This is a genomic window from Gimesia panareensis, from assembly GCF_007748155.1.
Lineage (GTDB): Bacteria > Planctomycetota > Planctomycetia > Planctomycetales > Planctomycetaceae > Gimesia > Gimesia panareensis.
In genome coordinates this window covers 7,146,101-7,170,347 of the sequence record NZ_CP037421.1, presented here as the reverse complement: position 1 = coordinate 7,170,347, position 24,247 = coordinate 7,146,101, and the positions used below count along the sequence as shown (strand labels likewise).

Below are 24,247 nucleotides of genomic sequence, written 5' to 3'. Positions count from 1 at the left end.
CAAACATTTCAATGCCTGTTGTACGAGGAGCCGATAAAAAACAGAGAAGGGCGGCTGTTGTCCTTCGTATCTTAAGCAGGCACGCGACGAATACTCTTTCACAGGGGCACATTGTGAACCATTCCACCCGATCACTTCGCTGGCTCACGCCGACAATCCGTCGGGAACGGAATGAATGGGAGGCCTTTTGTGCCCGCATCAATGACGGGAAACTGCTGGAAAACAGTGCGACTTCGCTGCGTGCGTTGAAGGATCAGTTTCGAGAACTGGAGCAACAGAACCGGGAACTGAAAATCCCTGAACTGCACCAGGAGCTGAAACAGCTGCAGGCCCGGGTGAATGTCATCCTGCAGCGGTGCCGCCTCTATCTGGATACGACAGCGGTCCGCTCGCTTGCGGAAACACAACTGCCCCACCTGGAACGGATTCTGGACTTTGTGCAGACCGAGCAGGTCTACCTCCGCCGCCAGTTACTCCTGTCGCAGACCACGGTGCACTATCTCAAACAGTTACTGACCGCAGCAGAGGATATCTGGACGCAGTCGTACTGCAACCCGAACTATCTGCTGAATCTGATTCGCAAGATTAAACACGACGATGCGCACCTGAATGATCCGGGCGATCTGCTGTTTCTGTCTCTGAGAGATATGGAAGCAGTGGCACAGAACCAGATCTCCCATCCGGACCTGGGGATTTATCTTCGCGGCCTGGAAGTGGCACGGTGCAGTTATTATGTGAGTCGCCAGATACCAGAATGGCGCGAGAGCTGTGATCTGCTGATGATGGCGGGAATGCTGCATGACCTGGGCTGGCTGATGTTGAATCCAAAACTGGCGAACAAAGCCGACGGGAAAGATGCACAGCGGAATGACGAACGGGGAGAACATCCCATTCTGGGAGCTGCTCTGCTGGGAGGCCTGCGAGGCTTTCCGGGAGACTCGTACCTGACGGAAGTGGTGGCGCAGCATCACGAGCGTCTGGACGGGACTGGCTATCCGCGACGCCTGCATACCTATCACCTGGGCGAACATTCGCGGCGGATGGGAGTCATCTGCCGCTACCTGGAATTGAAAAACGATCGACGTGAACTGACGGCGGACGGCATCCGGACCTGCGACGGCGAAGAGCTGGCCTTTGGAGCGGCGTTGCAGCTGTATCGTGAAACACTGCAGGGAGAATGGGATCCGACGGTCGCAGACCAACTGTTTCGGGCACTGGATGCCAACCTGCCCGAAGAACTCCGGGAGTCGGATCGGCACAATGATCCGTTTTCGTTGAAACGTTTTCAAAACTACCGGCCTGATGAGGCGCATGCTGAGATGACGCCGCCCCATTTTTCCCTGGAACGGGAGTCCCGTTCGAACAGATCTGTTACCGATCGCCAGACTGAGAAATGACACGCAAAAAGAACGCACCTGCTGAGACAATGGCTCTGGAGAGTGACAGCTACTGGTTTGAAGCCCGGCAGCCGCTGGTCTGCCTGGTATTTCTGACGCCGCTGCTGTTGATCTATGAACTGGGGGTTCTCTCGATGGGAGGGAGCCAGCCGGAACTGATTCGCAATGGCGCTGACTACTGGATGCGGAACTGGCTCTCACAGCTGGGGCTGACGCAGACCTTTCTGCTCCCCTGTCTGATTGTGGGAACACTGCTGGTCTGGCATCTGTGCTGCAAGCATCCGTGGAAAGTCTCTGCGGAGACCCTGATCGGGATGTTCGCCGAGAGTCTGTTGTTTGCTTTCTGTCTGATCGTTTTGGGACAGGTGCAGGATCTGGTGTTTCAGCAGTTACCCTCGCCGGTAATGATGTTCATCGAACGGGAGTCGGCTTCGCGGGTGGTCAGCTTTGTCGGGGCGGGCGTGTATGAAGAAGTGATGTTTCGGCTGTTACTGCTGCCGATCTGTTATCTGCTGTTTCGGGCGATGCTGCTGCAGGCCCGCTGGTCTGCAGTCCTGGCGATTATTTCTACCAGTCTGATCTTCTCGCTGGCGCATTACATCGGTGCATCCGGCGATCAGTTTTCCGTTTTCAGCTTTACGTTCCGCACGGTGGCAGGACTGTTTTTTGCCGGCCTGTTTTTTCTGCGGGGCTTTGGCATCACTGTCGGCGCGCATGCGACCTACGATATTATCGTGGGGGTGATGATGCTGGAGACCACCGCCTGATCCAAAGCGCTGCCCGTCGGTTTACCAGAAGCCGTAGTAGCTGCCCCGCCCATAACCGACGTTGAAGCCGGACTGGTAGACAATACTCTGATAGAGCGTGGGCCGATACGGCCAGATGCCGCAATAGGGACCGTAATACCCGCCGAAATAGCCGGGGTAGTAGGACCAGGGGGTCGCGTAATACGAGCCCCAGTAGGGCGTGTAACTTCCCCAGAGCGGAGCATAGCTGCCCATCCCGCCCCAGACACTGTAGCTGCCGTAGCCCGGGTAATACGAACTGGTCACACCCGAGAAGGGGGAACAGTAACAGGATGAGTAAGCTCCCCAGGCACCGCAGAAGGGCCGGTAATAGTAGTTGGAGTTATACCCGTTCGAGAAACCATAATAGGAGATACTGGTGCGCGGATAGTAATTATAGCCGTAGTACCAGGGGCGATAGTAGCGGTAGCCGTAGGCAAAGGAAGAGTAGGGCCGGTAGCGGTAGGTATAGCGACGTCCGCCATAACCGTAGAACGTGGAACGGGCCACGGGGGGATAGGGACGCCAGGAAGTGGCGTTGTACCGATAGCCGTTGTACCCGTAACCGTTATAGTGCGTGCGGTGATATTGCGTGTAAGCAGAAGACGAATAGGGACTGCGGTGATACGAGTGGCTGCCTCGGTGGGCGGCTGCGGCAGGAGTCGCGCCGAACAAAACGACCAGGCAGAAGAGCGCACAGAGCCCCTGCAGCGTGTGTCGAGAAAACAGTTGACCTCTTATCATGATTTCGGTTCCCCCGTCATCCATGACGTTGATCAGGCTGATCCCTTAGTGTGATGATTCAAAACTCAAACAGGGACTGCGTCTTCACCACGGCCAGTTCATCGGGGAAAGTATGAAAGGCGTGAATCAGCAGGCTGTCCTGGTTGGCTTCAAAATCGATGATACTCAACGCACCGGGAGTAAGGCGACTTTCGGAGATGAAATGATACGCCAGGTCGGCCCGTTGGGCATCCATCAGATATTCTTCATGTACGTTTTTGAAAATGACATAATCCAGCTCTTCCAACTGGTAACTCACCTGGTAATACATACCGGATTCGAGCCGGACTGATTCCGAACGGCAACCCCGCACCGGTTTTTCCAGCAGTCGTTTCTGGCTCGGGAGTGGGTTCTGAAACGAAGTCAGAATCTCGCAGACCGCGTGGCCTTTATGCTGAATGCTGGCAATGTGCCCGGTTTCGCAGACGCGGATCGTTGCCGCATAGTTCTTCTGCAGGATGTCAATCGCAGCGCAGGTGGTGTAGAGCTCCGGGTGAATCGAGCGCCCAATTAAGCGAAAGATCAGATCATTTACTTTCGGTCTGGCGGAACGGACACTCATTTTTATGAATCCAGTAATTGGAACTGTCTGTCATATAAACACTTAACATCAGAGACTGTCAGTGCGCCTGGCAGGACCGGGGTGGTCTGAACTCTGAATGATTCGATTCTAAGCGATCGGCAGACCAAATCCAAACATGCATTACCAAGAAATTCAAAGTCACCTCGAATTTTGATAAAGCCTGCTTTGGAATTGACTTTGCCCGCGAACAGGTTCTTCCATTTGACGTTTGTGGCAGAACGGGATTGACTCACGTACAAATGTAATTAAACTTCTGCAATTACACTTGTACTTGAGGGGAGAGGTATGACGGAACGGCCCGCATTATCAAAAGGCGAACTGGAAGTGGCTCGCGCCCTGTGGGACCTGAAACAGGCGACGGTCCGCGAGGTATTTGAAACGTTCCCCGAGTCGCGGGGGATCGATTTCACGACAGTGCAAACCTATCTGCGTCGACTGGAGCAGAAAGGTTATATCAAGGCCCGACTCGACGGGCGAACGCGTGTGTACTCGCCGCGGGTCAAGCCCCGCACCGTGATTCGCGAAACGGTCGACGATCTGGTTGACCGCCTGTTTGCCGGTGAGACCTTCCCGCTGATGCAACATCTGATCGAAGATCGTAACGTCAGCCGCGAAGACCTGGACGCCTTAAAATCATTACTGGATCAGTTAACGGAGGAACGGGATGATGAGCATCAATCCTGAGTGGTCTTACCTGATCTGGCAGCAGGTCTGGCAATGTACGCTGCTGGCACTGGTGGTCTGGCTGATCTGCAGACTGGTTCGCATCCGCCGGGCGCACCTGACGTACCTGTTATGGCTGGTGGTGCTGCTCAAATTTGTCACACCGCCCCTGTGGAGCAGTTCCAGTGGTCTGTTCTGCTGGATGCAGAGTGGTCTGACCGAGGAAGTGGTACAAAATAGTGCTGCTCAGCAAACCGATTCGCTGACCCGCACTGAGTGGATTCGTCGCTTGATTGGAGACGATGTGGATCAGCTGCCGGAAGCCCAGCGGGCTTCGGTAGAAGTGACGATTCACGATCCGCAGGATCGGTCGACGGAGGCAATGGCAGCGCATTCCCGGCAGGACATTGCGACAGAAGCAGCGACAGCAGCTTCCTCGATTCGTCGCAGTCCGCGTATGTCCTGGTTGACGGTGGGGCTCTGGTTCTGGACGGGAATGGCGGTTTTGATTGCGACGGTGATGCTGATCCGTTTTCTGTGCTGCTGGCAGACGATTCGCCGCGCCGGTGTCGTGAACTCTCCCGAGCTGGATGAACTGTTGGTGCGACTGTGCGGTGAACTGGGATTGAAACGCCGGATACGACTGGTAGTGACACACAGCCGGATAGGACCGGCGGTGATCGGACTGTTCCGTCCGACGATTCTGTTGCCGACTGCGATTGCAGAATCACGAACGCCGGAGGAACTGAAGCCGATCCTGGCGCACGAGCTGATTCACATCCGCCGAGGCGATTTATGGATCGGGCTGTTACAGCTGCTGGCGTCGATCGTGTGGTGGTTTCATCCACTGGTCTGGCTGACAGGCCGACGATTGAAGTTCGAAATGGAGCAGTGCTGCGACGAAGAAGTGCTGGCAGAGCTGAAGTGTGACCCGCGTCGGTATGCAGGCGCGCTGCTGGAGATTCTGGAGTTAAAACAGACGTTAAAGACCGTACCTATGGTGCCGGGCGTCCGTCCGGTAGAAATTACTTCAAAACGCATGGAGCGCATTATGAGACTGGGACAGGGAAGTCAAAAACGCACCCCCTGGTGGTGCTGGGTGGTGTTTGTCACGCTGGCAGCAGTGGTGCTGCCGGGCGCTGCGTTTGTGGTGAGTGCCGGGGATGAGGATTCTGAGCGGACGGTGACGAAAACTGTGCCGACGGAAGTCGTGCACGCCGTCAAGCCGACAGCAGAAGCGCAGCGTTCGTCCAAGTCGGAGGTCGGATCCGATAAACCTTATATCAGACCTGTACCGTTACTTTCACAGGAAATTGATATTCCGAAACTGGTCATCAACAGCAGTCGACGGCACACGCATTCCATTGATGATCTGCTGGCTCGTGCGAGAAATGTGGCGGGCGTCATGCGGGCTAATGACTTTCTGATCGACCAGATCAGGCTGCGGATCGCGGAACTGCCCGAGGTGGAAGCAGAGAGTCCAGGTTCACACTACGACATTTCCACTCCGTTCTATTTTGAAACGCTGCAAATACCGATACGGGATGAACGTAAGCAGTACCGGATCCGAAAAATGAGCGGTGTGATGATCAAGGATGATCAACTGGAAGTATTTTCTGCCAACCGGGCATACCACCGGCGCGTGGAACAGGTTCTGGCAGAACTGAGACAGAATAAATTTACAAAGCTCAAGATAACGACGACGCTGGTTTCGGTTTCGGAACGGTTTCTGCAGGATCATCTGCTGAAACGCAAGTCGATGAAGGTATTTACCCGCAAACAGAGTGTGAAGAAGCAGTATCTGGATTTACGGAATGTGATCTGGAATGAGCCGGAGCAGGTCAGTTATGACTATCTGGTGTGTGATGTGTTGGATCAGGAACGGAGTCGGGATTTCATGATGAAGTTTCTCTCGACTCCCGAGGCGAAAGTGGTATTTGTGCCCCCGGTCTCCCTGGAATGCAAGCAGTCGGCGACGATCGCCAGCAAAATCGGACTGCTTAAAGGACAGGACGCCAATTCGCTCTGGTGGAACACCGGCGAAGGGGGCTATGGCGTCAGCATTGATCTGCAGACGCGGATGTCCGATCGCAGCGGTGCCGTCCGGCGTGACATGCTCAATTATCAGATGACTTTTTACCAGGTTGACGGCGAGACCCGGCTTAAAACCGACCAGGAGGTGACAGAGCGACCGGCGCCGCTGATCAGTCAGCAAGTTTATAAAGATGCGATGCTGTTAAAGCCGGGCGAGACGCTGCTGGCCGGTGGGTTTCCGATCGCGTCGCCAGCTCGTGAAGAGAAACGGGTGCTGCTGGTGATGCTGCAGGCGGAGCGGGAGAGTGTGGAACAGAAGCCTGAATCTGAGCTGCTTATGCTGGGAGAGGGCGTCAACAGCGATGCGGGGGTGACCGGTCACATACAGCTGGATCAATCCAATTTTAAAGACACTCTGGTGACTGAATGCTATCCGGTGGCGGACCTGGTGGTGCCGATTCCCCGGCATGTGATTGTGGGGGCGAAAGATCAGCAGGTCAAAGCAGAGCCGCCCCGGTTTGACGCCTTGATCGAACTGATTCAGCAGAATGTGACCCCGGAGGCGTGGGAAAAAGAAGGTCCCACGATCAGGGCTTTTGAGAAGGATCTGTCGCTGGTGATTCGCGCGAAGCACTCCACTCACGATCAGATTGCGGAGCTGATATCCCGGATCAGGGCGGTTCACGATCAGATGATCCCGGTCGACTTCAGGATTTTTACGACAGAAGATGTGCAGAAATGGTATGAGTATTGGGATCACTCAGATTCGGCTGAGCAGAAGCAGTTTTCACAGAAGCTGCGCGGGGAGGATCTCAATCAGGGAGTGTTAATCTCGGCTTCCGAAGCGGCAATGATTCAGGATCTGGTCAGGCAACCTGGTTTGATCGGGTTGAAACTATATGGCGTCAAGCTGGCGTTATTTAACCGACAGTCAGCCGGGTTTGAACTGAGCAGAAAGTTTCATGAGGGGCTTCCCGGTGACAGTCGCATTCAGTTCCGACCGGTGATCAAGTCGGAGGATCAGATTCAGCTTTCGATGATGATCAATGCCACACAGAGTGACGATCCGCTGTCGAATTTCAAGAGCATGACCATTCCCATGGGGAAGAAGATGCTGGTGGATGTGACTGATCAGTTGCTGGGGCAGGAAACGCCGTTGCTGCCTTACGAACTGATCAACCAAGGCAAGACGGGGACTCGTTATTTCATGATCGTGTCACCGGGCAAGAAAATCACGATGTCAGAGTCTTTCAAAACTCCCCTCACTCCTCCGTCCCGCTGACGTTGAACAGCAGGCTCTGGCCGTCGGGAGTGAAGCAGACGTCGCCGATGATGTCGCCGTTGACTTTGATGTCGATTGGCGCGGGGGCTTTGTCTTCGGCGGGATTGAACTGCAGGAACTGTCTGGGTTTGGCCCCCTGGGCGAAGACGATGCGGTCTCCCTGCGGATCCCAGGCCATGTCGGCATAAGGGGCTTTATCACTGTTGAAGTGCACCTTATAACCGGCGTCTTTGCCGGCAGCGTTGATTGTAGCGATGTCGAAGGTGCCGTTGTCTGACCTGCGGCCTTTGAAGCAGAGCCAGTTGCTGTCGGGCGACCAGGCCATGTTCCAGTAGATGCTGTTGTAGGGTGCATCGCCCAGGGAGAAGAGGCTGATTTTTGTGCCTTCGATTAGATCATAGACCTGGATGGTGACGCCCCCGGGGCCGTAAAAGGTGTAGGCGATCTTTCTGCCATCCGGGGACCACTGTGCGCCCCAGCTATCCGGGACGATCAGTTCCCGCTTGGTGCCGTCTGTGTGCATCAGGGCTGCGCCTCGTGGTGAAATGCTGGAGCAGGCAATGCGGTTTCCGGCGGGTGACCAGCTGGGCATGACGCCTGAGCCGATCGCGTTCAACTGGCTGCCATCCGCGTTACAGACCATGACCTTACCGTCCGAGAACGATTCTCCCTGCTGTGATTTACGACCGTCAAAGGCGAACTTCGTTCCGTCGGGAGAGAAGACCGGAGAGCCGGCGGTATGGTATTCACCGGGGACAAGGAACAGTTTCGCTGTGCCTCCCTCAGGTGAGACCTGATAAAAACGCACGCGTTTGACGTTCGTTTTTTCGTCCGCGTAGCTGGAGAGACCAGCCTGGCAGATGAAGCCGATCGTACAGATGAGTGTCAGCAGTTGGGGAAAGGAGTGCATATGATTCTCTCTGTGGTTACAGGGTTTGGCAGATAAGAAGGCTCTCGCTATTTATCGCGGGCGTTGAACAGCAGCCGCTGACCATCCGGGGCAAAGCTGAGGTCGCCGTTGATGTTACCATCGATTGTGATATCCAGCGGCGTGGGCGGCTTGTCCTCTGCGGGATTGAAGTGCAGCAACTGACGCGGCGAGGTGGGGGAGCCGAAGACGATCATATCTCCCTGGGGCGACCAGGCCATGTCCTGATAGGGGGAGCGTTTGCTGTTGAAATGCACTTTGTAGCCCGCTTTACTGCCGGCGGTATTGATGGTGAGGACGTCGTAGGTGCTGTCATCCGACCGACGCCCCACGATACAGATCCAGTTGCTGTCGGGGGACCAGGTCGAGTTCCAGTAGAAGCGGGAGTAGGGGCTTTCGCCGGGGGGAAAGAGGTTGGTCGTCGTGTCTTCGATCAGATTGTAAACACGAATGTTGTTCCCTGATGTGTAGGAGATGCGGGTACCGTCGGGTGACCATTGCCCGCCCCAGCCTGACTCTGCGATGATTTTCTCGTTTGTGCCATCCACATTAATCACGGCCACACTGTAGGGAGGTTTTGAGAAGGCAAGGCGATTTCCGCCGGGTGACCAGCTGGGCATCGCACCAGGGCCGAGGACTTTAAAGTCGGAACCGTCGGCATTGACGACCATGAGGCGTACGTTGGAGAAGCTTTCCCCTTCCTGGGACTTCCAGCCGTCAAACGCGAGCTTCTGACCGTCGGGCGAGAAGGCAGGCGAGCCGGTGTTGTAATAATCTTCCGCGAAGAAAAAGACTTTGGGATCTTTTCCTTCAGGGGTTGCGATATAAAACCGGGTGCGGTTGACCTTTTTTTCCTGTGCGTGGCTGTCTGCGACTTGAGCCACGGTCAGCAGGAGGCAGATCAGGGAACTGGTGACTGCGAGCGTTGTTAATTTCATCTTCAATCCTTTTTGACAGCACGATGGTCATTTTATCAGTCAGAGGGGTGTTCAACTGTTATAGCATTTCCACCGAGTGGTTCAACGAAAATATTTCAGTTCGTGATGTCCGTACCAGGGAGAGTGAGTCTGTCTGCGGAACAAGAGAGCGGTTCTGTGCGAAATCTCAAGCCCAGTTTTTGAACTAAGTGGCGATTTAAAATAGTTTTGCAGAAAGGAATGAGCTCGGGTTGAGGTCTGAAACTGATCAAAGTAGCCTGATGTACTAGAACGCGTCGTATTTAAACATAGCGTTTCTCAATTTAATATACTCGGTCCAAATGGTCCTGGAGACGCTACAGTAAAACTGGACACAGTCTAGAGGTCTGCGAGGTGAAGTGCGGGCCGGATCTTTTTTTAATTCAGGAGTTGCTTGATGAAGAATTCCAGTTTTGTGAATCGTGAGCTGATCTGCACGACGTTCATCGTATTCGTCGTGAGCGGGATCGCCGCATGGGCCGCCAGTAGCAAGACTGTGCCGGATGCAGAATATGCCAAATCAACCGTCGACTTCGGGATCGTGGTCAGCGACCTGGAAAAGTCACGCGACTTTTACAAGCATGCACTGGGTATGCAGGAACGCGAGATGTTCGAAGTGACTCCCGAAATGGGAGGCGACTCGGGGCTCTCCGATTACCAGTCTTTTAAAGTGTATCCCATGGTACTGGGGAACGATAAGACCGCGACCAATGTCAAGCTGATGCAGTTCGAGAAGGCACCGGGTAAGCAGGTGGATAACTCCTTTATCCACTCTTCACTGGGCGTGAGTTACCTGACGCTCTACGTGAAAGACATGAATGCCGCCCTGGAGCGGGCGAAAGCATACGGCGTCAAGCCGATTGCCAAAGGACCGATTTCGCTGCCGGAAGGTTTTCCTAAAGGAATTTACCTGGCACTGGTTCGCGATCCCGACGGCAACCTGATCGAACTGGTCGGCCCGAAAAAATAACGAGCCTCCCGGTTCCAGACGAATCATTGATGATGACACTCAAGCGGGTGTCATCATTTTTTTGTGCTCATGCCGTACTTCTTCATTTTGTTGTACAGCGTGACCCGGCTGATGCCCAGTGTCTTGGCCGTGTTGGTTCGGCTGTAGTTGTTCTTGAAGAGTGCCTGCTCGATCAGTTCCTTCTCGGTGACCGCGACCTGATCGCCCAGTCGTTCGGAATCATTCTGTTTCTGATGACCGAGGACGACGGAAGGATCGTTGGTTGGTCCGACCTGTCCCATCAGAATGTGCGAAGGCAGATTCTCTTTGCGTAAGATTCCGTCGCGGCAGTAAATCACGGCTCGCCGAATGACGTTTTCCAGTTCACGCACATTGCCGGGCCAGGGATAGGAGTGCAGAGCATCCAGGAACGCGTCATCGATGTGTTCAATGACGATTTGATGTTTCGTCGACATCTGCTTGACGAATCCGTGTGCCAGGGTGATGATGTCCGACTTCCGCCGTCTCAGAGGCAGGACGTCGAACTTCAGCATGTTGAGTCGATAGTAAAGGTCGGGCCGGAACTTGCCCTGTTCGACCAGCGGCTGCAGATCCATGTTGCTGGCAACGACCAGACGGGCCTGATTGACGTGGGTCTTGTTAGAGCCGATCGGTTCGAATTCGCCGGTCTCAATGACCCGCAGTAATTTGACCTGCTGCTCAGGTCCGAGGACGTCGATTTCGTCGAGTAGAATCGTACCCCGTCCCGCAGCGAGGAACTTGCCTTCCTTGTCGGCGTGAGCACTGGTAAATGCCCCCCGAACGTGGCCGAACAGTTCGCTTTCGATCAGGTCATTGGGGAGCGCCCCGCAGGCCACGTTCAGAAACGGTTCGTCTCGTCGAGGAGAGACTTCGTGGATCAGCCGCGAAAGGTAGGTTTTACCGGCTCCAGTTTCTCCAATGAGCAATACGGTGACATCGTGTTGTGCCGCGATCTCCAGTTCATTAAGCATGATTTTCATTTCATGCGAGTTGGTTTCGAAGCGCCGGGTGATGCCGTGCAGAATTGTAGAATCGGATTCGAGGTGAACTTCATCCCCTGCCTGATGCCGCTGTGAACCGCCCGCTTTTCCGGCGCTGGAGCTTGTGCCCGTTGAGGGAGCAGCATGGCTTGCTGTATTCAGCGACATGGTTTCACTGACCAGAACCTCTTCTTCCGGGCTCAACAATGAGTCGATATCGAGCAGCAACTCTGCTTCACTGGCGAAGCCTTTGATGTGATGCAGTTTGCTGCAGGCAGCGCGGCGTTCGAGGATTTCCGGGCATTCCTCTTCGGTGAGCATGATGAGTTCTGTTTCAGGAGCGGTAGTCTCAATCCGTTCGAGTAGATGATCTTCCTGATGACCGCCTGAAATCAGGAACCGCAGATCGACGAGGATCGAATCGATATCCTGTTCCTGGCAGTTGGCCAGACAGTCTTCCAGAGTACTGCAGATGATCAAATGAAATGTTTTTTTGAAATGCGCCAGAATCTGTTGCTTAAGGACCGTGTCGCGTGTGACCAGAATCAGTGTAGGCAGTTCCATAATGACTTTCTCTTTTCCAGATGACCAGGTGGTAACTCAGGATGAAGGGCTTCGATCAGATATCAACACCGTGAGTGTTTCTGAGCGAAGTGCTTCTGTTTTTAAACAAATGGAGTGCCAGACTGTTAAGGATTTCAGACGTACTCTGTTTAAGTGACTGATGAGAAACAGGTTGGGGAAACAGAAACAATTTGACAGGCTGGCGAAAGCAGCGGGGGGCTGTGGTGAAAAGGCATCATGCAGCGCGCGTGTTGTTTTTTAGCCACGGAATCGGGGGGCCGGTTACAGGAGACGTAACGATTCTCCAGGAGGGCAGGGAAATTGGCGGGGGCCTGCTATTGGATCACAATTTACGGCTTGTTAAACTTCAGAAACAGGGAGTTTTTTCATAGTCAGTTTCAACGGAGAGGACAGCGCCGTGGCGACCTTTGCAGTCATCTTAGCAGCAGCGGGTAAGAGCAGTCGGTTTCAATCGAAGGGGGCAGAGATCCTGGGATCGGGGCCGCAGAAGAAGCCGTTCATGGATTTGAAAGGACGCGCCGTCTGGGTGCGTTCAGCGGAGATTTTTTCCAACCGCGAGGATGTGAAGCAGCTGATTATTTCGGTGGCCCCGGATGATATCGACTGGTTCAAACAGAAGTTCCGTCCGAACCTGGCTTTTATGGAAATCGAAATTGTGCCCGGCGGTGCCGAGCGGGCGGACTCGGTCCAGAACGCACTGGCGCGGGTCAAATCGGACATCGATTATGTGGCGATTCACGATGCGGCCCGTCCATTAATTACCGATAAGTGGGTCGGCGAACTGTTTGAGGCGGCAGAGAAACACCAGGCGGTGATTCCCGCGGTGCGTGTCTCCAGTACGCTGAAGCGGGCGGGTAAGGATCGGAAAATTCAGGAGACGGTCGACCGAGCTGATCTCTGGGCAGCGCAGACGCCGCAGGTCTTTCAGCGGCAGTTACTGCTCGACGCGTATGCAAAGCGGGGCGATTTCCAGCCGACTGATGAAGCACAACTGGTTGAACACCTGGGGCAGCCGGTGACGATTGTGGAAGGATCGCCCATGAATCAGAAGATCACAACAGCCGCTGATTTCCGGATGGCTGAAGCGCTGGTGAATGCACTGCCTAAGCCGAAAGGGATCCAGGCACTGCATCCCTTTGCGGATGAGGAGCCGCGGGGGATTCTGTAAGTCGACGGGACAAGTTTGATGAATCTTGCGTGAAGGGGGGCTTTCTGTTTGAGGTCACGGATTCATCAGGCTAGACTGAGCTGCAGACTTCCATTTCAACTAAGGATGCCATCATGAGTTCCACTCCCGAAGCTGCAGAGACCCCCGAATCGAAACCCAATTCGCCCAAAAAGAAGGTGAGCACCCAGAGGCGGATCATTTCCTGGATTCTGATTCTGATCCTGCTGGGCGTGGTACTGCTGGAATGGCGGGCGAAAACATCGCAGGCCAAGACATTTGAAAACCTGAATGCCGCCATGGACGAAGCAGGCAAAATGGGAGAAGTCCCCTTCAAAGAGTTTCAGGAAACGATGCTCCAGGGCCAGCCTGCAGAGGAGCTGGATGATTCCGGTGCGATTCTGAAGTTGTACCATTATCGCTGGAACGGAATCTTCAAAACCTATCATTTGCGGATGCTGGTGGATCAGGATGATCAGGTGATCGTGTTTGATACCGCAGCGGAAGGGAATGAGGTGAGTGGCATGCCCCGCATTTCAAAGCAGAAAGTGAGAGAGTTTGTCGAGAAGCAGAAAGCGGAAGTCAAACAGCGAACTCAGCCTGCTGAGAGTAAACCAGAATCGAGCGAAGCCAACTCAGACAACTGAGGGCGCATAAAAAAACGCATCCAAAAGGGGATGCGTTTTTTATTGTATTGTCAGATCTCAGTGATTACTGATTGTTCTGCAGACGGGAGAGACGGGCACGCCGTTCTGCACGTCGTCTGTTTCTTCGGTTTTCATCGCTGGGCTTTTCGTAGTATTCGCGGCGACGCATTTCTTTTTTGATACCAGCGTGTTCAACAATCTTGCGGAACCGTTTGACTGCCTCCTGAATAGATTCGTTTTCTCGTAACCGAAGCTTAACCACTCAAATCACCTTTTCTTTTTCCTGATTTCTGTCAATGTCTGGTACACAGATCCACTTGGTTCGGGATCTACATAAATATCAATCGGTCTCATCAGAGATGAGAATTCAGACGAATTCGACTGTAACGGGTCGCACAAAGGGACCTCGCGCTACAGAGCGGGACCGATAAAGATAACACAACCTCCGGTTTATGCAAAGCCACGCGAGGGATCAGTCTGCAATTTTCACACAAAAAGTGTTCAGACGGCCACTTTTATTCGGCTTTGAGGATTCCCATACGTTCCAGCTTGGACTGGCATTCATCCCGTTCCCGGCTGCGTTTGAGTGCTTTCCAGGTCTCATCCTGCACTTCGAGGAAGAGTTCGGGAGAGAACGGCGGGGCCAGAGAATCGGCGGCCGCCTTAGCCATCAGGCGTTCGATCACCCCTTTATCGAGCCGGGTGAGGAACATGGCGCCCTGGCGGTAGTCTTCAAAGGCTTCCCAGACGACCGGGAAGAGGGGTTTGACGATCTGTTCGCCGATGGCCCGTGAGTATTCCTGAATCTCCCACTGAGCGTGCGAATCCATACGTAAGCTCAGGAAATGAATCAGGTTATGTAAATCGATTTTCCAATAGGCCTCGGTGTAGGTTGCCAGGGGCAGGTCTTTTCGGGCCTGTTCACGGGCGACGCCGGCTTCGAGGCGGGCTTCATAGACCGCACGGGCTTTTTCCTGGAATTCGGTTTCTTCAGCGGTCAGCTGGGTTCCCACATCTTCGGGGAGCGGGGCATCGCTGCCCTGCCGGTTCGAAGTGGCCTGGGTCCGCCATTCGCCGGGAAGGGTGGTCTGGGCCGAATCGATGGCGACCGAATAGCGGGTGCTGTACTCGTTGACGTTGGCGGTCCGGTGCCGAATCCACTGACGCCAGCAGTCCATGGGGACACGGACGAGGAACTTCAATTCTGCCATTTCGAAAGGGGTGCTGTGTCGATGACGCATGAGATAGCGGATCAGCGTGCGGTCGTCGGAGACGCGTTTGGTCCCTTCTCCGTAGCTGACGCGGGCTGCCTGAACAATTGAGCTGTCATCGCCCATGACGTCGACCAGGCAGACAAACCCGTCATTGAGAACCGGAATCTTTTTCCAGCGAAGCTGTTCAACGAGTTCAGACCGCTCCGTCATCGGAAACACTCCCAGCAAGTATCAAAAGAGAATGGAAAATATGAGATCAGGGACTGGCAGCGACATGCAATCTGCCAACAGCCAGTTATAGTCAACCGGGCGTTTAAACGACACCGTACCGGCGGCTGAGTCTGCCAAAATCGCCAAAATCCCTGCGAGATTCGCCTGTGGTTCAATAGATCGAGAGCCGGGATTGGATGTCCACTGTCCGGTTTTCCCGCGAGGATTTGAGGGCGGCCAGCAGGATTTCGGTGACATGTCGGGCCGTGGAGGCGTTCGACAGCGGCGGTTGAATCCCCTGGCGGATACAGGCGGCCCAGTGCTGGTGAGAATTCTGCACGGGATAGTTCGAGAGATCGATTGCTTCTTCCACGAGGGGCAGGTCTTCGTCGACATCCGAACTGGGATAGTAATAATTGAGACCCAGTGGTTGACGACAACTGACGATTTTGCCCCGGGTGCCGTGCACGGAAAATTCGTAGGTCCGGGCGGCGTCGCACCAGCCGGTCTGCGCGGTGCCCAGGGCACCATTTTCAAATTCGAGGATCATCGAGGCCGTGTCTTCCAGGCGGGTGGGCTTGGCGACGGTGGTCAGTTTCGCGGTGATCGATTTGACGGCCCCCACGGTGCCGACGAGGTTGGCGATGGCATAGACGCCCATATCGAACAGGGCGCCGACATCGGCCTTGTCGGCGTCGAAGAACCAGAGGTCGTCGGTCGGCTTTTCTTCGAGGATCTGCTGAATGCCGGCGTAATAGACTTCCGGTCCGCCATGGCTGGCGCGGGCCTGTGCGGAAGAGATGGTTCCCAGTTTGTCGTCATGAATATAGTTGCGGGTCGCCAGCACATGCGGATTGGACATATAGGGGAGCGCGAGCACCGTCTGGTTGTGGCTCTCGGTTTCTTCGACAAAAGCATCGGCCTCATCCATGGAGGTGCTGAGCGGCTTCTGCATGTAGACGTGTTTGCCGGCCCGGATCGCTTTGATACCCCACTCGACGTGCAGCGGGTGAGGCAGGGCGATGGCGACAGCGTTGATGCGTTCGTCGTCGATGATCTCCTGGTACTCGTGAGTCCATTCCGGGACATTAAACTTGCGACAGAGAACATCCAGGCGAGACTGTTTGCGACCGGCGAGCATCAGGACTTCGCAGTTGCTGACGGTCTGCAGTTCGGGTAGATGCATTTTGGCGGCGATGCCCCCGGCGCCGATGATGCCGACTTTCAATTGTTCCATTACAGCCTCCTCTGACCACGTTCACGATGAATGCTCTGTGAGAGGTTCAGTGTCTTCATTTAAGCTGCAACTGTAAAGGATACACGGAAAGACATTTTCCGTTTTCCAATTTGAATGGAATCTCCCGGGGTGGACTGCTTTTCAGCAACTCTGGGCCTGACGGTATTTCTGTCGCATTCCTTTGAACGGACTGCGGTCTGCGGGTAGAATCGAGATGCTGGAACGCGGCTGCTGTCAGTCGGTTCGATGTCCCCCTGGCTAAGGAGCTGCCATGCGAGAGTTTCATCATGTGGGTGTGATCACCGACGATCCGCAGCCTGGCGAAATCTACGTTGAAGAAACGAAGGTGTACGTCACCAATCCGAATGAGCACCCTTATAAAATTGAGTATCTGCGGTTTGAACCTGATACGCCGGTCACCGGTCCTGTTCGGAACCAGCCGCACATTGCCTTTAAGGTCCCGGATATCGATAAAGAAATCGAAGGTCTGGAAGTGCTGTTGGGCCCGTTCCAGGCGATGGAAAATCTGAAAGTCGTATTTGTTCTGATCGATGGAGCCGTCTTTGAATTCATGGAGTTCTCGGATGGTACGGAATTTGGAGAGCTGACATCATGAATCTGTTGCGTGGCCACATTCGTTTCTATTTCTGTCTTCTGCTCTGCTGCTGTTTGACGACGGTTCTTCAAGCCGAGGATGCAAAAACACTGAAGATCGGCATCATTGGTCTGGATACATCGCATTCCAGTAACTTTACAAAAATATTGAACAGCGCTGAGCCGAAGTTTCCGGAGTTCGCCGCCTGTCGCGTGGTCGCCGCGTATCCGCAGGGGAGTCGAGACATCCAGGAGAGTCTGGAATCCGTTCCCCAGATTACGGAGCAGGTCACAGCGCAGGGAGTGAAAATCGTTCCCAGTATTGCGGCGCTGCTGGAGCAGGTCGATGCAGTGCTGCTGGAGAGCAACGACGGCCGCGTGCATCTCGAGCAGGCGCTGCCTGTGCTCAAGGCGGGGAAGCCGCTGTTTGTAGATAAGCCGGTCGCCGGCGATCTGGCGGATGTGATCGCCATTTATGAAGCAGCAAAACAGTATCAGACGCCGGTCTTCAGTTCTTCTTCACTGCGGTACACCGATGGTGCGAAGAAGATCAACGGTGGGGCGGTGGGCGAAATCGTGGGCTGTGATGCATATAGTCCCTGTCCCATTGAGAAAACGCATCCCGATTTTTACTGGTACGGGATCCATGGGGTCGAGACGCTGTACACGATCATGGGGCCGGGTTGCGCAACGGTGGTCCGCGTCAATACACCGAATACGGATCTGGCCGTGGGAACCTGGAAAGACGGACGCGTCGGCACATTTCGCGGGCGGCGGAAAGAGAATAACGGCTACCAGGGCGGTTATGGCGGGACTGTGTATGGGAGCAAAGGGATTGCCCCGATTGGCAGTTTCAGTGGTTACGAACCGCTGCTGGTGGAAGTGGTGAAGTTTTTCCAGACGGGAAAAGCGCCGGTAAGCCCGGAAGAGACAATGGAGATTTATACTTTCATGACCGCTGCGGATCAGAGCAAATCGTCAGGCGGTAAGCCGGTTGCATTGCAGGATGTGTATCAACAGGCTCACAAGGCGGCGCTCAAGAAACTCGCAGGGCTGAAGGATTAACGACCGGTTCAAAGTCAATGAAACGAGAAAGCCGGTTCATCCTGTGAGCGATTTGAGGATGGACCGGCTTTTCGTTTATCGGAATTAGAATGTCTGCCTTCAGGAGAGACAGGGTTCCGGGGTTCTGCTGATTTCTAAAATCATCTCGACCATATTTCGACGATTGATGGGCTTGGTGATGTGATCATTGCAGCCAACCGAGAGGCATTTTTCCCGGTCGCCTTCCATCGCATTCGCGGTGAGCGAAATGATCGGGCCTTCATAGCCGGCCTCGCGCACTTTTCGTGTGGCGCTGTAGCCGTCCAGGATGGGCATCTGCATGTCCATCAGAATCACATCAAACAGCGAACCTGATTCCATCGCCATGAGGGCAGCCTGGTAAGCTTCCTCACCGTTTTCAGCCACGCTCACTTTGGCGCCGGCTTTCTTCAAGATGAAGGCGATCAGTTTCTGATTGTCCGGGCCATCTTCGGCAAGCAGGATGTGTTTGCCTTTCAGAGGATGTTCTTCTTCGGGGCTGGACAGGGTTGTGTCTGAAGTCGATGTAGCGGGGACATCGGTGTCGCGAAGTTCGTCAAGGAGTTCGATGCCTTCCAGGCTGCCTGTGCGAACCGTCGCAGAGAAACGGGAGCCCTGATTGAGCTGGCTGGTGACCGAGATGTCGCCGCCGAGCATGGATGCCAGCCGCTTGCAGATCGTGAGCCCCAGTCCGGTGCCCCCGTATTTGCGTGAAGTCGAAGAATCAGCCTGACAGAAGGGGCGGAACAGATTTGCCATCTGGGCTTCGGTCATCCCGATTCCCTGATCGACTACGGAAAACTGAAGGCAGGGTTCTTCACCCGGTGTCTGCAACAGTTCTGTTTCCAGCCTGATCGTGCCGACTTCGGTGAACTTGATCGCATTGCCAATCAGGTTGATCAGAATCTGCCGGATGCGGGTCGGATCGGAATTAATTTGCGCGGGCAGTGGGAACTGATAATGTGCTTCAAGTTTAAGGCCTTTGGCTTCGGCCCTGACCTGCACGAGTTCCAGAACCTCTTCGACAATCGCCTGCGGCGAGCAGGTAATGGACTCGACATCGAGTTTGCCTGCTTCGATTTTGGAGAGGTCCAGGATATCGTTGATCAATTCCATGAGGTGTCCGCTGTTTCGGCGGATGGTATCCAGGGAGTCCAGGAACAGTTCCGGCATCTTGTGGGTGCGAGCTTCCAGTTCCAGAATTTCGGTATAGCCCAGGATGGCCGTCATGGGGGTGCGGATTTCATGACTCATATTTGCCAGGAAGGCACTCTTGGACTGGTTGGCTGCTTCGGCCTGTTGTCTGAGATGCTTCTGTTCCCGCAACAGGTGAATGGCGCGGATTGCGTTGCGGACGCGGGCTTTGATTTCCGATTCGGTAGCTGGTTTGGGGATGTAGTCGAACGCACCTTCTTCAAAGGCGCGGGCAATTCCCTTGCCGTCATTCTGCGTGGTTACCATGATCACTGCCATTTCTTCGGCTTTGAATTGATCACGGATTTTGTGCAGAACGTCGAACCCGTTCAGGGTGGGCATTTCCACATCCAGCAGCACGATGTCCGGCTGCAGTTCATTAATCTGGCGCCATCCATCCTCACCATCGATGGCAGAATAGATTGTATAACCTTCCGGTGCGAGAGCTTTGGTCAGGATGTGCCGTACGACTTCCGAGTCATCAACAATTAATACCTTGGATTTGCGATATTTCATTTTACTGTTTTCTTGTGCCTTGGGTGCTCTTTTACGGCGGGTGTAAAACATGGAGTTACACAAAATTAGGACAGGAATGTCCCTAAAGAATGTGATGAGTAAGGAATTTCCCTGAATTTCGAAAGTAACTTTCGAGCCATGGTTGGATTAAAGTGATTAGAGCATTCGCGCGGGGAAGTACACTTGGAATAGAAGAACAGTCGTGACAGCTGATTTCAGTGCAGAATCAGTCGTCGGAGACCCGCAGTGCGGGTATTTCCAGTTGTAACGATTCCAGCATTTCATCCGAAGTGCTGGTGTTACTCAGACTGAGCTCGACAAGATGAGGCGTGGCAGAGAGATAGGCCACGCCGGAATCGGTGACGTCCGTATGGTCCAGTACCAGGACTTTGAGACTGGGCAGGCGGGCGAGAATTTTGACCCCTTTATCGCTGATCCGAGTGCCGTCCAGTTCGAGAAAGATGAGCTGGTTGCAACCACAAATCAGATTCGCCGTCTGATCCGTGACCGGACAGTTGGACAGCGAAAGTGACCGCAGGGTGTCCCGGGCGGGTTGCTTCCGGAAGACCGCGAGTTCGGTTTCGTTGAATTTCGAATCTGCAAGGCTGAAGTATTTGAGGTCGTTACGCTCCAGCAGGGTGGCGAGGCAGGATTCGTCAATCGTGCAGTTCCGTAGCGCCAGACTCTCGATTTGTTTGAGTCGGGCGAGGGCGGAGGCCCGTTGTTGATTGATATGAAAGCCCTCCAGTGTCACCCATTTGATCCTGGGGAACTTCGTGAGTAGTTCAAAGAACTGATCAGTTTCCGCTTCACTGATCCGGGGTGACCTGGTGAGATGTACGCCGATGAGCGAACGTTGATAGCGTAACACCGGTCCCGGGATGAAGAGTCTTCCGGGAGCATCCTCATAGAAGACGCGGCGCTGTTCTCCCTTGTGGTTCCGGTATTCGGTTTCCAACTCGGCCCCCTGTTTCTGCAGGAAGGCGACTTGTTCGTGGAACCGGACGATTTGAAACACGGAGTAGATGAGCGCGGCCGCGAGCAGAATCGTGGTGATGATCAGAGAACGTCGGAGGAGAGTCCGTCTGACTCTGTCTGTAGAACCGATCGACTGGATGTCATCCGTGTTACTCATTCAGACTCCCGTGACTTTAACGCGCGGTCCACCCGCCATCGACGGTGACCATGCTGCCGGTCATGTAGCTCGAAGCATCGCTGGCCAGAAAAATGGCAGCGCCCTGGATCTCTTCCATCTGGGCCCAGCGGTTCATGGCGACAGCGCCGACGATGAATTTCTTGATCTCTTCCGTTTCGGCGAACGGCTGATTCATCGGTGTGAGAAACGGACCGGGGCAGATCGCGTTGCAGGTGATGCCGTATTCACAGAATTCCAGGCCCATGGCGCGTGTCATCTGCACCATCGCGCCTTTACTGGCGGTGTAAGGGGTGCGGTTGGAGAGTCCCACCAGCCCCAGTGTGCTGGCCAGGTTGATGATGCGGCCATAGCCTGCTTTTTTCATATGGGGCACGACGGACCGGACACAGAGCCAGGGGCCGGTCACGTTGACCTTCTGGACCTCTTCGAATTCTTCCAGGGTGAGTTCATCGATGGGGCCGCGGATGTTGATGCCGGCGTTGTTAATCAGGATGTCGATTTTGCCGAATTCGGAAATGGCCCGCTCGGTCATCGCGGCCACCTGATCGGGATCGGTGACGTCCGCTGCCATGCCGATCGCTTTCGTGCCGTAGTCGGCTTCGATCTGTGCTGCGGTCTCGGCTGCTTCCTCTGCGTGCCGACTGGTCAGCAGGACGTTCGCACCGGCAGAGGCGAGGCCTTCTGCCATCGCGGAGCCCAGACCTTTCGAACCTCCAGTGATGATGGCGACGCGATCGGTTAAATCAAACAGCTTGATGCCTGGCAGCATGATATCCCTTCCTGTGGTTAGATTCGGGTTGTTCAGCGGGTTGAAATCACGGAAATATGTTTCTGGAATGCCGGGTCGGTTTCCGGGAAGTCACTCCGATAGTGTACTCCACGGCTTTCGCGGCGTTCAATGGCCGAGGTGATCATCAAATGAGAGACGAGCAGCATGTTCTGCAGTTCCCAGCCTGTCAGGGTTCTGAATTCGCGATCGACGACATAGCGGCTCCAGAAATCGACTTTGTCCTGGGCGTTCTTGAGTGAGTCCGCGCTGCGGGTGATGCCGACATCCCGCCACATCAGGCTGGCGAGTGAGTTACGGAGGTCTTTGCTGTTGAGGTCTTCATCCGAACGTTTTTCGGCATCCCATTCGGGGAGCAGGGAGGCGGAATACTGATCGGGTATGCTGAGTGCTGCTGCAGAAGCCCCTTTGCCGGCTGCGGCGCCGAAGATCAGTCCTTCCAGCAGACTGTTGGAAGCAAGACGGTTGCCGCCGTGCAGACCGGTGGAAGTAACTTCACCCGCGGCCCATAGATGGGGGACCGACGTCTGCGCCTGCAGATCGGTTTTCACGCCCCCAATCATGTAATGTGCCCCGGGACGTACCGGGATCTGATCTTTGGAAAGGTCCAGTCCGAAGCCTGCGCAGACCTTGCTGATGTTAGGAAAGCGTTCTTTGACCAGATTCTTATCGAGGTGTCTGAGGTCGAGATACACGCAGGAGTGACTGGTTTTCAACATGCGGTCAGTGATCGCCCGGCTGACGATGTCGCGGTGTGCGAGTTCCAGGTCGGGGTGGTATTCCGACATGAACCGCACGCCGTTACAGTCCCGCAGGTAGGCGCCTTCACCCCGAACTGCTTCGGAGACCAGGTAACGGGCTCCCCCGGCGATGTAAAGTACGGTCGGATGGAACTGCATGAATTCCATGTCCTGCAGCAGGGCACCGGCACGAAAGGCCAGGGCGTGTCCATCGCCGGTCGCCAGCGGGGGATTGGTCGTTTCCCGGAACAGACAACCCGCGCCGCCTGTGGCGAGGATCACCTGCTTGGCCCAGACGATCGACTTGCCGTGATAGCGGTTCCAGATAATCGCGCCGCGACATTTGCCGTCTTCGGTGACCAGGTCAATCGTAGGAGTTTTCGTCCAGGTCTGAATGGAAGGATGCTTGTGGACCGCTGCGACCAGGGCCCGCATGACTTCTTTCCCCGTGGCGTCGCCCAGGGCATGCGCGACGCGGCGGTGGCTGTGGCCTCCTTCTTTGGTGAGGGCGATTTTGCCGTCCTGTGTATCGAAGTCGGCTCCGAATTCGATCAGCTCCTGAATGTGCCGGGGCGCTTCAGTGCAGACATACTCCACCAGTTCCGGATCGCAGAGATCCTTGCCCGCGGCGAGGGTATCCTGCACGTGGTTGGTGATGTTGTCCAGCGGGTCGAGAACCCCCGCGATGCCGCCCTGGGCATAGGCGGTATTGGACTGGGTGAACTTGCCTTTGTTGACGATGATCGTTTCCAGGCGGGGATCGATCTCCAGCGCCGCCCGGCAGCCGGCGATTCCGCCGCCGATGATCAGAACGTCGGTAAAGATGTGCGGAATCCGCTTGGGGTTGATACGAGCAAGGTAGCGCTGACCAGGTTCAATGTGAATCGGATCCAAGTCGGGATGCTCCTTAAACTCGTTGTCAGGTAGAGGCTCAGATGGTCATACAGGAAAAACCGCCATCAACGGCGATGTTGGCACCGGTGATGAAACTGCCGGCTTTCCCCGAAGCCATCAGCAGGACGGCGCCTGCCAGTTCGTCCGGATCGCCGAAACGCTGAGCGGGTGTATGATTCATGATACTCTTTACCCGTTCGGGTGTCAGCACTTTTCGGTTCTGTTCGGCAGGAAAGAAGCCGGGAGAGAGGGCATTGACCCGCACGCCCTGCTCGGCCCATTCGCGGGCCAGGTTCTGTGTCAGGTTGAGCACAGCTGCTTTGGTCGCGGAATAGGTGAAGACCCGCGAGAGGGGAATGATAGCACTCATGGAGGCGATATTGATGATCGAGCCGCCGTTGTCCTGAGCGAGCATGGCTTCCCCGAAGACCTGGCAGGCGACTTTCACGCTGAGCAGGTTGACGCGGAATATGTCTTCCCATTCTTCGTCACTGATTTCAAGGAAGGGGGTGGCAGCATTGATGCCCGCGCCGTTGACCAGGATGTCGGGTGTCCGTTCATTGGTCTTCAGGTGCGCAACGAGTGCTTCGAGATCGGCACGACTGGTGGAATCGGCTTTGAAGAATTCGGCGGTGCCTCCCAGCTCTTCGATGATCTTCACGCGACCGGCGCCGTTTTCTGCATTGCGTCCCACAATGACCACATGGGCTCCGGCCTGGGCCAGGGCGTCGGCAATCGCGCCGCCCAGAACTCCAGTGCCGCCAATGACAATCGCCGTTTTGCCGGTCAGGCCGAACAGGGACTGTAAATATCCGGATGAGTTCGATTCACTCATCGCATACC

General features: G+C 55.0%; 22 protein-coding genes. 9 read left to right on the top strand and 13 right to left on the bottom strand.

The features are described 5' to 3' along the window. Positions 1-113: 113 nt before the first annotated feature. A complete protein-coding gene (locus tag Enr10x_RS26955) occupies positions 114-1,397 on the top strand; it encodes an HD-GYP domain-containing protein (protein ID WP_197997385.1) in 1,284 nt (427 codons plus the stop codon). Beyond that, positions 1,394-2,164 (top strand): CPBP family intramembrane glutamic endopeptidase, encoded by a 771-nt coding sequence (locus tag Enr10x_RS26950; RefSeq protein WP_145114804.1) that lies wholly within the window; start codon positions 1,394-1,396, stop codon positions 2,162-2,164. Before Enr10x_RS26955 ends, Enr10x_RS26950 begins: the two co-directional genes overlap by 4 nt. Before the next feature lie 21 nt (positions 2,165-2,185). On the opposite strand, the gene Enr10x_RS26945 is transcribed toward Enr10x_RS26950, so the two are convergent. Together Enr10x_RS26945 and Enr10x_RS26940 are read right to left on the bottom strand one after the other, a co-directional pair. Beyond that, positions 2,186-2,926: a hypothetical protein gene (locus tag Enr10x_RS26945; protein ID WP_145452106.1), complete on the bottom strand. Its 741-nt coding sequence runs from the start codon at positions 2,924-2,926 to the stop codon at positions 2,186-2,188. 58 nt (positions 2,927-2,984) lie between these two features. After that, complete coding sequence (locus Enr10x_RS26940; protein WP_145114800.1) at positions 2,985-3,527, bottom strand: DUF2617 family protein; 543 nt, start codon at positions 3,525-3,527, stop codon at positions 2,985-2,987. A 306-nt stretch (positions 3,528-3,833) separates the two neighbouring features. Here Enr10x_RS26940 and Enr10x_RS26935 point away from each other — a divergent pair, with 306 nt between their 5' ends. Beyond that, positions 3,834-4,232: a BlaI/MecI/CopY family transcriptional regulator gene (locus tag Enr10x_RS26935; RefSeq protein ID WP_145452104.1), complete on the top strand. Its 399-nt coding sequence runs from the start codon at positions 3,834-3,836 to the stop codon at positions 4,230-4,232. Continuing rightward, positions 4,213-7,527 carry a M56 family metallopeptidase gene (locus Enr10x_RS26930; RefSeq protein WP_145452103.1) on the top strand — a complete coding sequence of 1,105 codons (3,315 nt, stop codon included), beginning with the start codon at positions 4,213-4,215 and terminating at the stop codon, positions 7,525-7,527. Before Enr10x_RS26935 ends, Enr10x_RS26930 begins: the two co-directional genes overlap by 20 nt. Here Enr10x_RS26930 and Enr10x_RS26925 read toward each other — a convergent pair. Together Enr10x_RS26925 and Enr10x_RS26920 are read right to left on the bottom strand one after the other, a co-directional pair. Beyond that, on the bottom strand, positions 7,508-8,437 hold the full coding sequence (locus tag Enr10x_RS26925; RefSeq protein ID WP_145452101.1) for a TolB family protein: 930 nt from the start codon (positions 8,435-8,437) through the stop codon (positions 7,508-7,510). The genes Enr10x_RS26930 and Enr10x_RS26925 overlap by 20 nt on opposite strands. A 47-nt stretch (positions 8,438-8,484) precedes the next feature. Further along, positions 8,485-9,393, bottom strand: a complete 909-nt coding sequence (locus Enr10x_RS26920) for a TolB family protein (protein WP_145114793.1) — start codon at positions 9,391-9,393, stop codon at positions 8,485-8,487. Positions 9,394-9,808: 415 nt separating this feature from the next. On the opposite strand from Enr10x_RS26920, the gene Enr10x_RS26915 reads away from it, so the two are divergent. Continuing rightward, positions 9,809-10,381 (top strand): VOC family protein, encoded by a 573-nt coding sequence (locus tag Enr10x_RS26915; protein ID WP_145452099.1) that lies wholly within the window; start codon positions 9,809-9,811, stop codon positions 10,379-10,381. Between the two features lie 53 nt (positions 10,382-10,434). Here the strand turns inward: Enr10x_RS26915 and Enr10x_RS26910 are convergent, their stop codons facing one another. Further along, positions 10,435-11,946 carry a sigma-54 interaction domain-containing protein gene (locus Enr10x_RS26910; RefSeq protein ID WP_145114789.1) on the bottom strand — a complete coding sequence of 504 codons (1,512 nt, stop codon included), beginning with the start codon at positions 11,944-11,946 and terminating at the stop codon, positions 10,435-10,437. Positions 11,947-12,364: 418 nt separating this feature from the next. On the opposite strand from Enr10x_RS26910, the gene ispD reads away from it, so the two are divergent. Together ispD and Enr10x_RS26900 are read left to right on the top strand one after the other, a co-directional pair. Further along, positions 12,365-13,135, top strand: coding sequence for a 2-C-methyl-D-erythritol 4-phosphate cytidylyltransferase (gene ispD, locus Enr10x_RS26905; RefSeq protein WP_145114787.1), 771 nt, complete (start codon positions 12,365-12,367; stop codon positions 13,133-13,135). 113 nt (positions 13,136-13,248) lie between these two features. Further along, positions 13,249-13,779 (top strand): hypothetical protein, encoded by a 531-nt coding sequence (locus Enr10x_RS26900; RefSeq protein ID WP_145452097.1) that lies wholly within the window; start codon positions 13,249-13,251, stop codon positions 13,777-13,779. Positions 13,780-13,843: 64 nt separating this feature from the next. Here the strand turns inward: Enr10x_RS26900 and rpsU are convergent, their stop codons facing one another. From rpsU to Enr10x_RS26885, 3 genes are all read right to left on the bottom strand, one after another. Then, entirely contained in the window at positions 13,844-14,041 is a 198-nt protein-coding gene (gene rpsU / locus Enr10x_RS26895; protein WP_144980715.1) for a 30S ribosomal protein S21, read from the bottom strand. A 253-nt stretch (positions 14,042-14,294) separates the two neighbouring features. Further along, positions 14,295-15,203 carry an FAD-dependent thymidylate synthase gene (gene thyX, locus Enr10x_RS26890; RefSeq protein WP_145114783.1) on the bottom strand — a complete coding sequence of 303 codons (909 nt, stop codon included), beginning with the start codon at positions 15,201-15,203 and terminating at the stop codon, positions 14,295-14,297. Positions 15,204-15,375: 172 nt separating this feature from the next. Next, positions 15,376-16,440, bottom strand: coding sequence for a Gfo/Idh/MocA family protein (locus Enr10x_RS26885; protein ID WP_145114781.1), 1,065 nt, complete (start codon positions 16,438-16,440; stop codon positions 15,376-15,378). 271 nt (positions 16,441-16,711) lie between these two features. Here Enr10x_RS26885 and Enr10x_RS26880 point away from each other — a divergent pair, with 271 nt between their 5' ends. Together Enr10x_RS26880 and Enr10x_RS26875 are read left to right on the top strand one after the other, a co-directional pair. Next, positions 16,712-17,056 (top strand): VOC family protein, encoded by a 345-nt coding sequence (locus Enr10x_RS26880; protein WP_145114779.1) that lies wholly within the window; start codon positions 16,712-16,714, stop codon positions 17,054-17,056. Beyond that, entirely contained in the window at positions 17,053-18,099 is a 1,047-nt protein-coding gene (locus Enr10x_RS26875; RefSeq protein WP_145114777.1) for a Gfo/Idh/MocA family protein, read from the top strand. The genes Enr10x_RS26880 and Enr10x_RS26875 overlap by 4 nt, the downstream gene beginning before the upstream one ends. Before the next feature lie 99 nt (positions 18,100-18,198). Here Enr10x_RS26875 and Enr10x_RS26870 read toward each other — a convergent pair whose 3' ends face one another. The 5 genes from Enr10x_RS26870 to Enr10x_RS26850 all read right to left on the bottom strand — a co-directional run bounded on the left by Enr10x_RS26870 (position 18,199) and on the right by Enr10x_RS26850 (position 24,239). Beyond that, entirely contained in the window at positions 18,199-19,827 is a 1,629-nt protein-coding gene (locus Enr10x_RS26870; RefSeq protein WP_197996262.1) for a hybrid sensor histidine kinase/response regulator, read from the bottom strand. A 226-nt stretch (positions 19,828-20,053) separates the two neighbouring features. Next, the gene (locus Enr10x_RS26865) at positions 20,054-20,962 is read right to left on the bottom strand and encodes a leucine-rich repeat domain-containing protein (RefSeq protein ID WP_145114773.1); all 909 of its coding nucleotides are present in this window, start codon (positions 20,960-20,962) and stop codon (positions 20,054-20,056) included. Between the two features lie 16 nt (positions 20,963-20,978). Beyond that, positions 20,979-21,752 (bottom strand): SDR family NAD(P)-dependent oxidoreductase, encoded by a 774-nt coding sequence (locus Enr10x_RS26860; RefSeq protein ID WP_145114771.1) that lies wholly within the window; start codon positions 21,750-21,752, stop codon positions 20,979-20,981. 32 nt (positions 21,753-21,784) lie between these two features. Beyond that, a complete protein-coding gene (gene nadB / locus Enr10x_RS26855; RefSeq protein ID WP_145452095.1) occupies positions 21,785-23,404 on the bottom strand; it encodes an L-aspartate oxidase in 1,620 nt (539 codons plus the stop codon). A gap of 37 nt (positions 23,405-23,441) precedes the next feature. Further along, the gene (locus tag Enr10x_RS26850) at positions 23,442-24,239 is read right to left on the bottom strand and encodes an SDR family oxidoreductase (protein ID WP_145114767.1); all 798 of its coding nucleotides are present in this window, start codon (positions 24,237-24,239) and stop codon (positions 23,442-23,444) included. Positions 24,240-24,247: the final 8 nt, after the last annotated feature.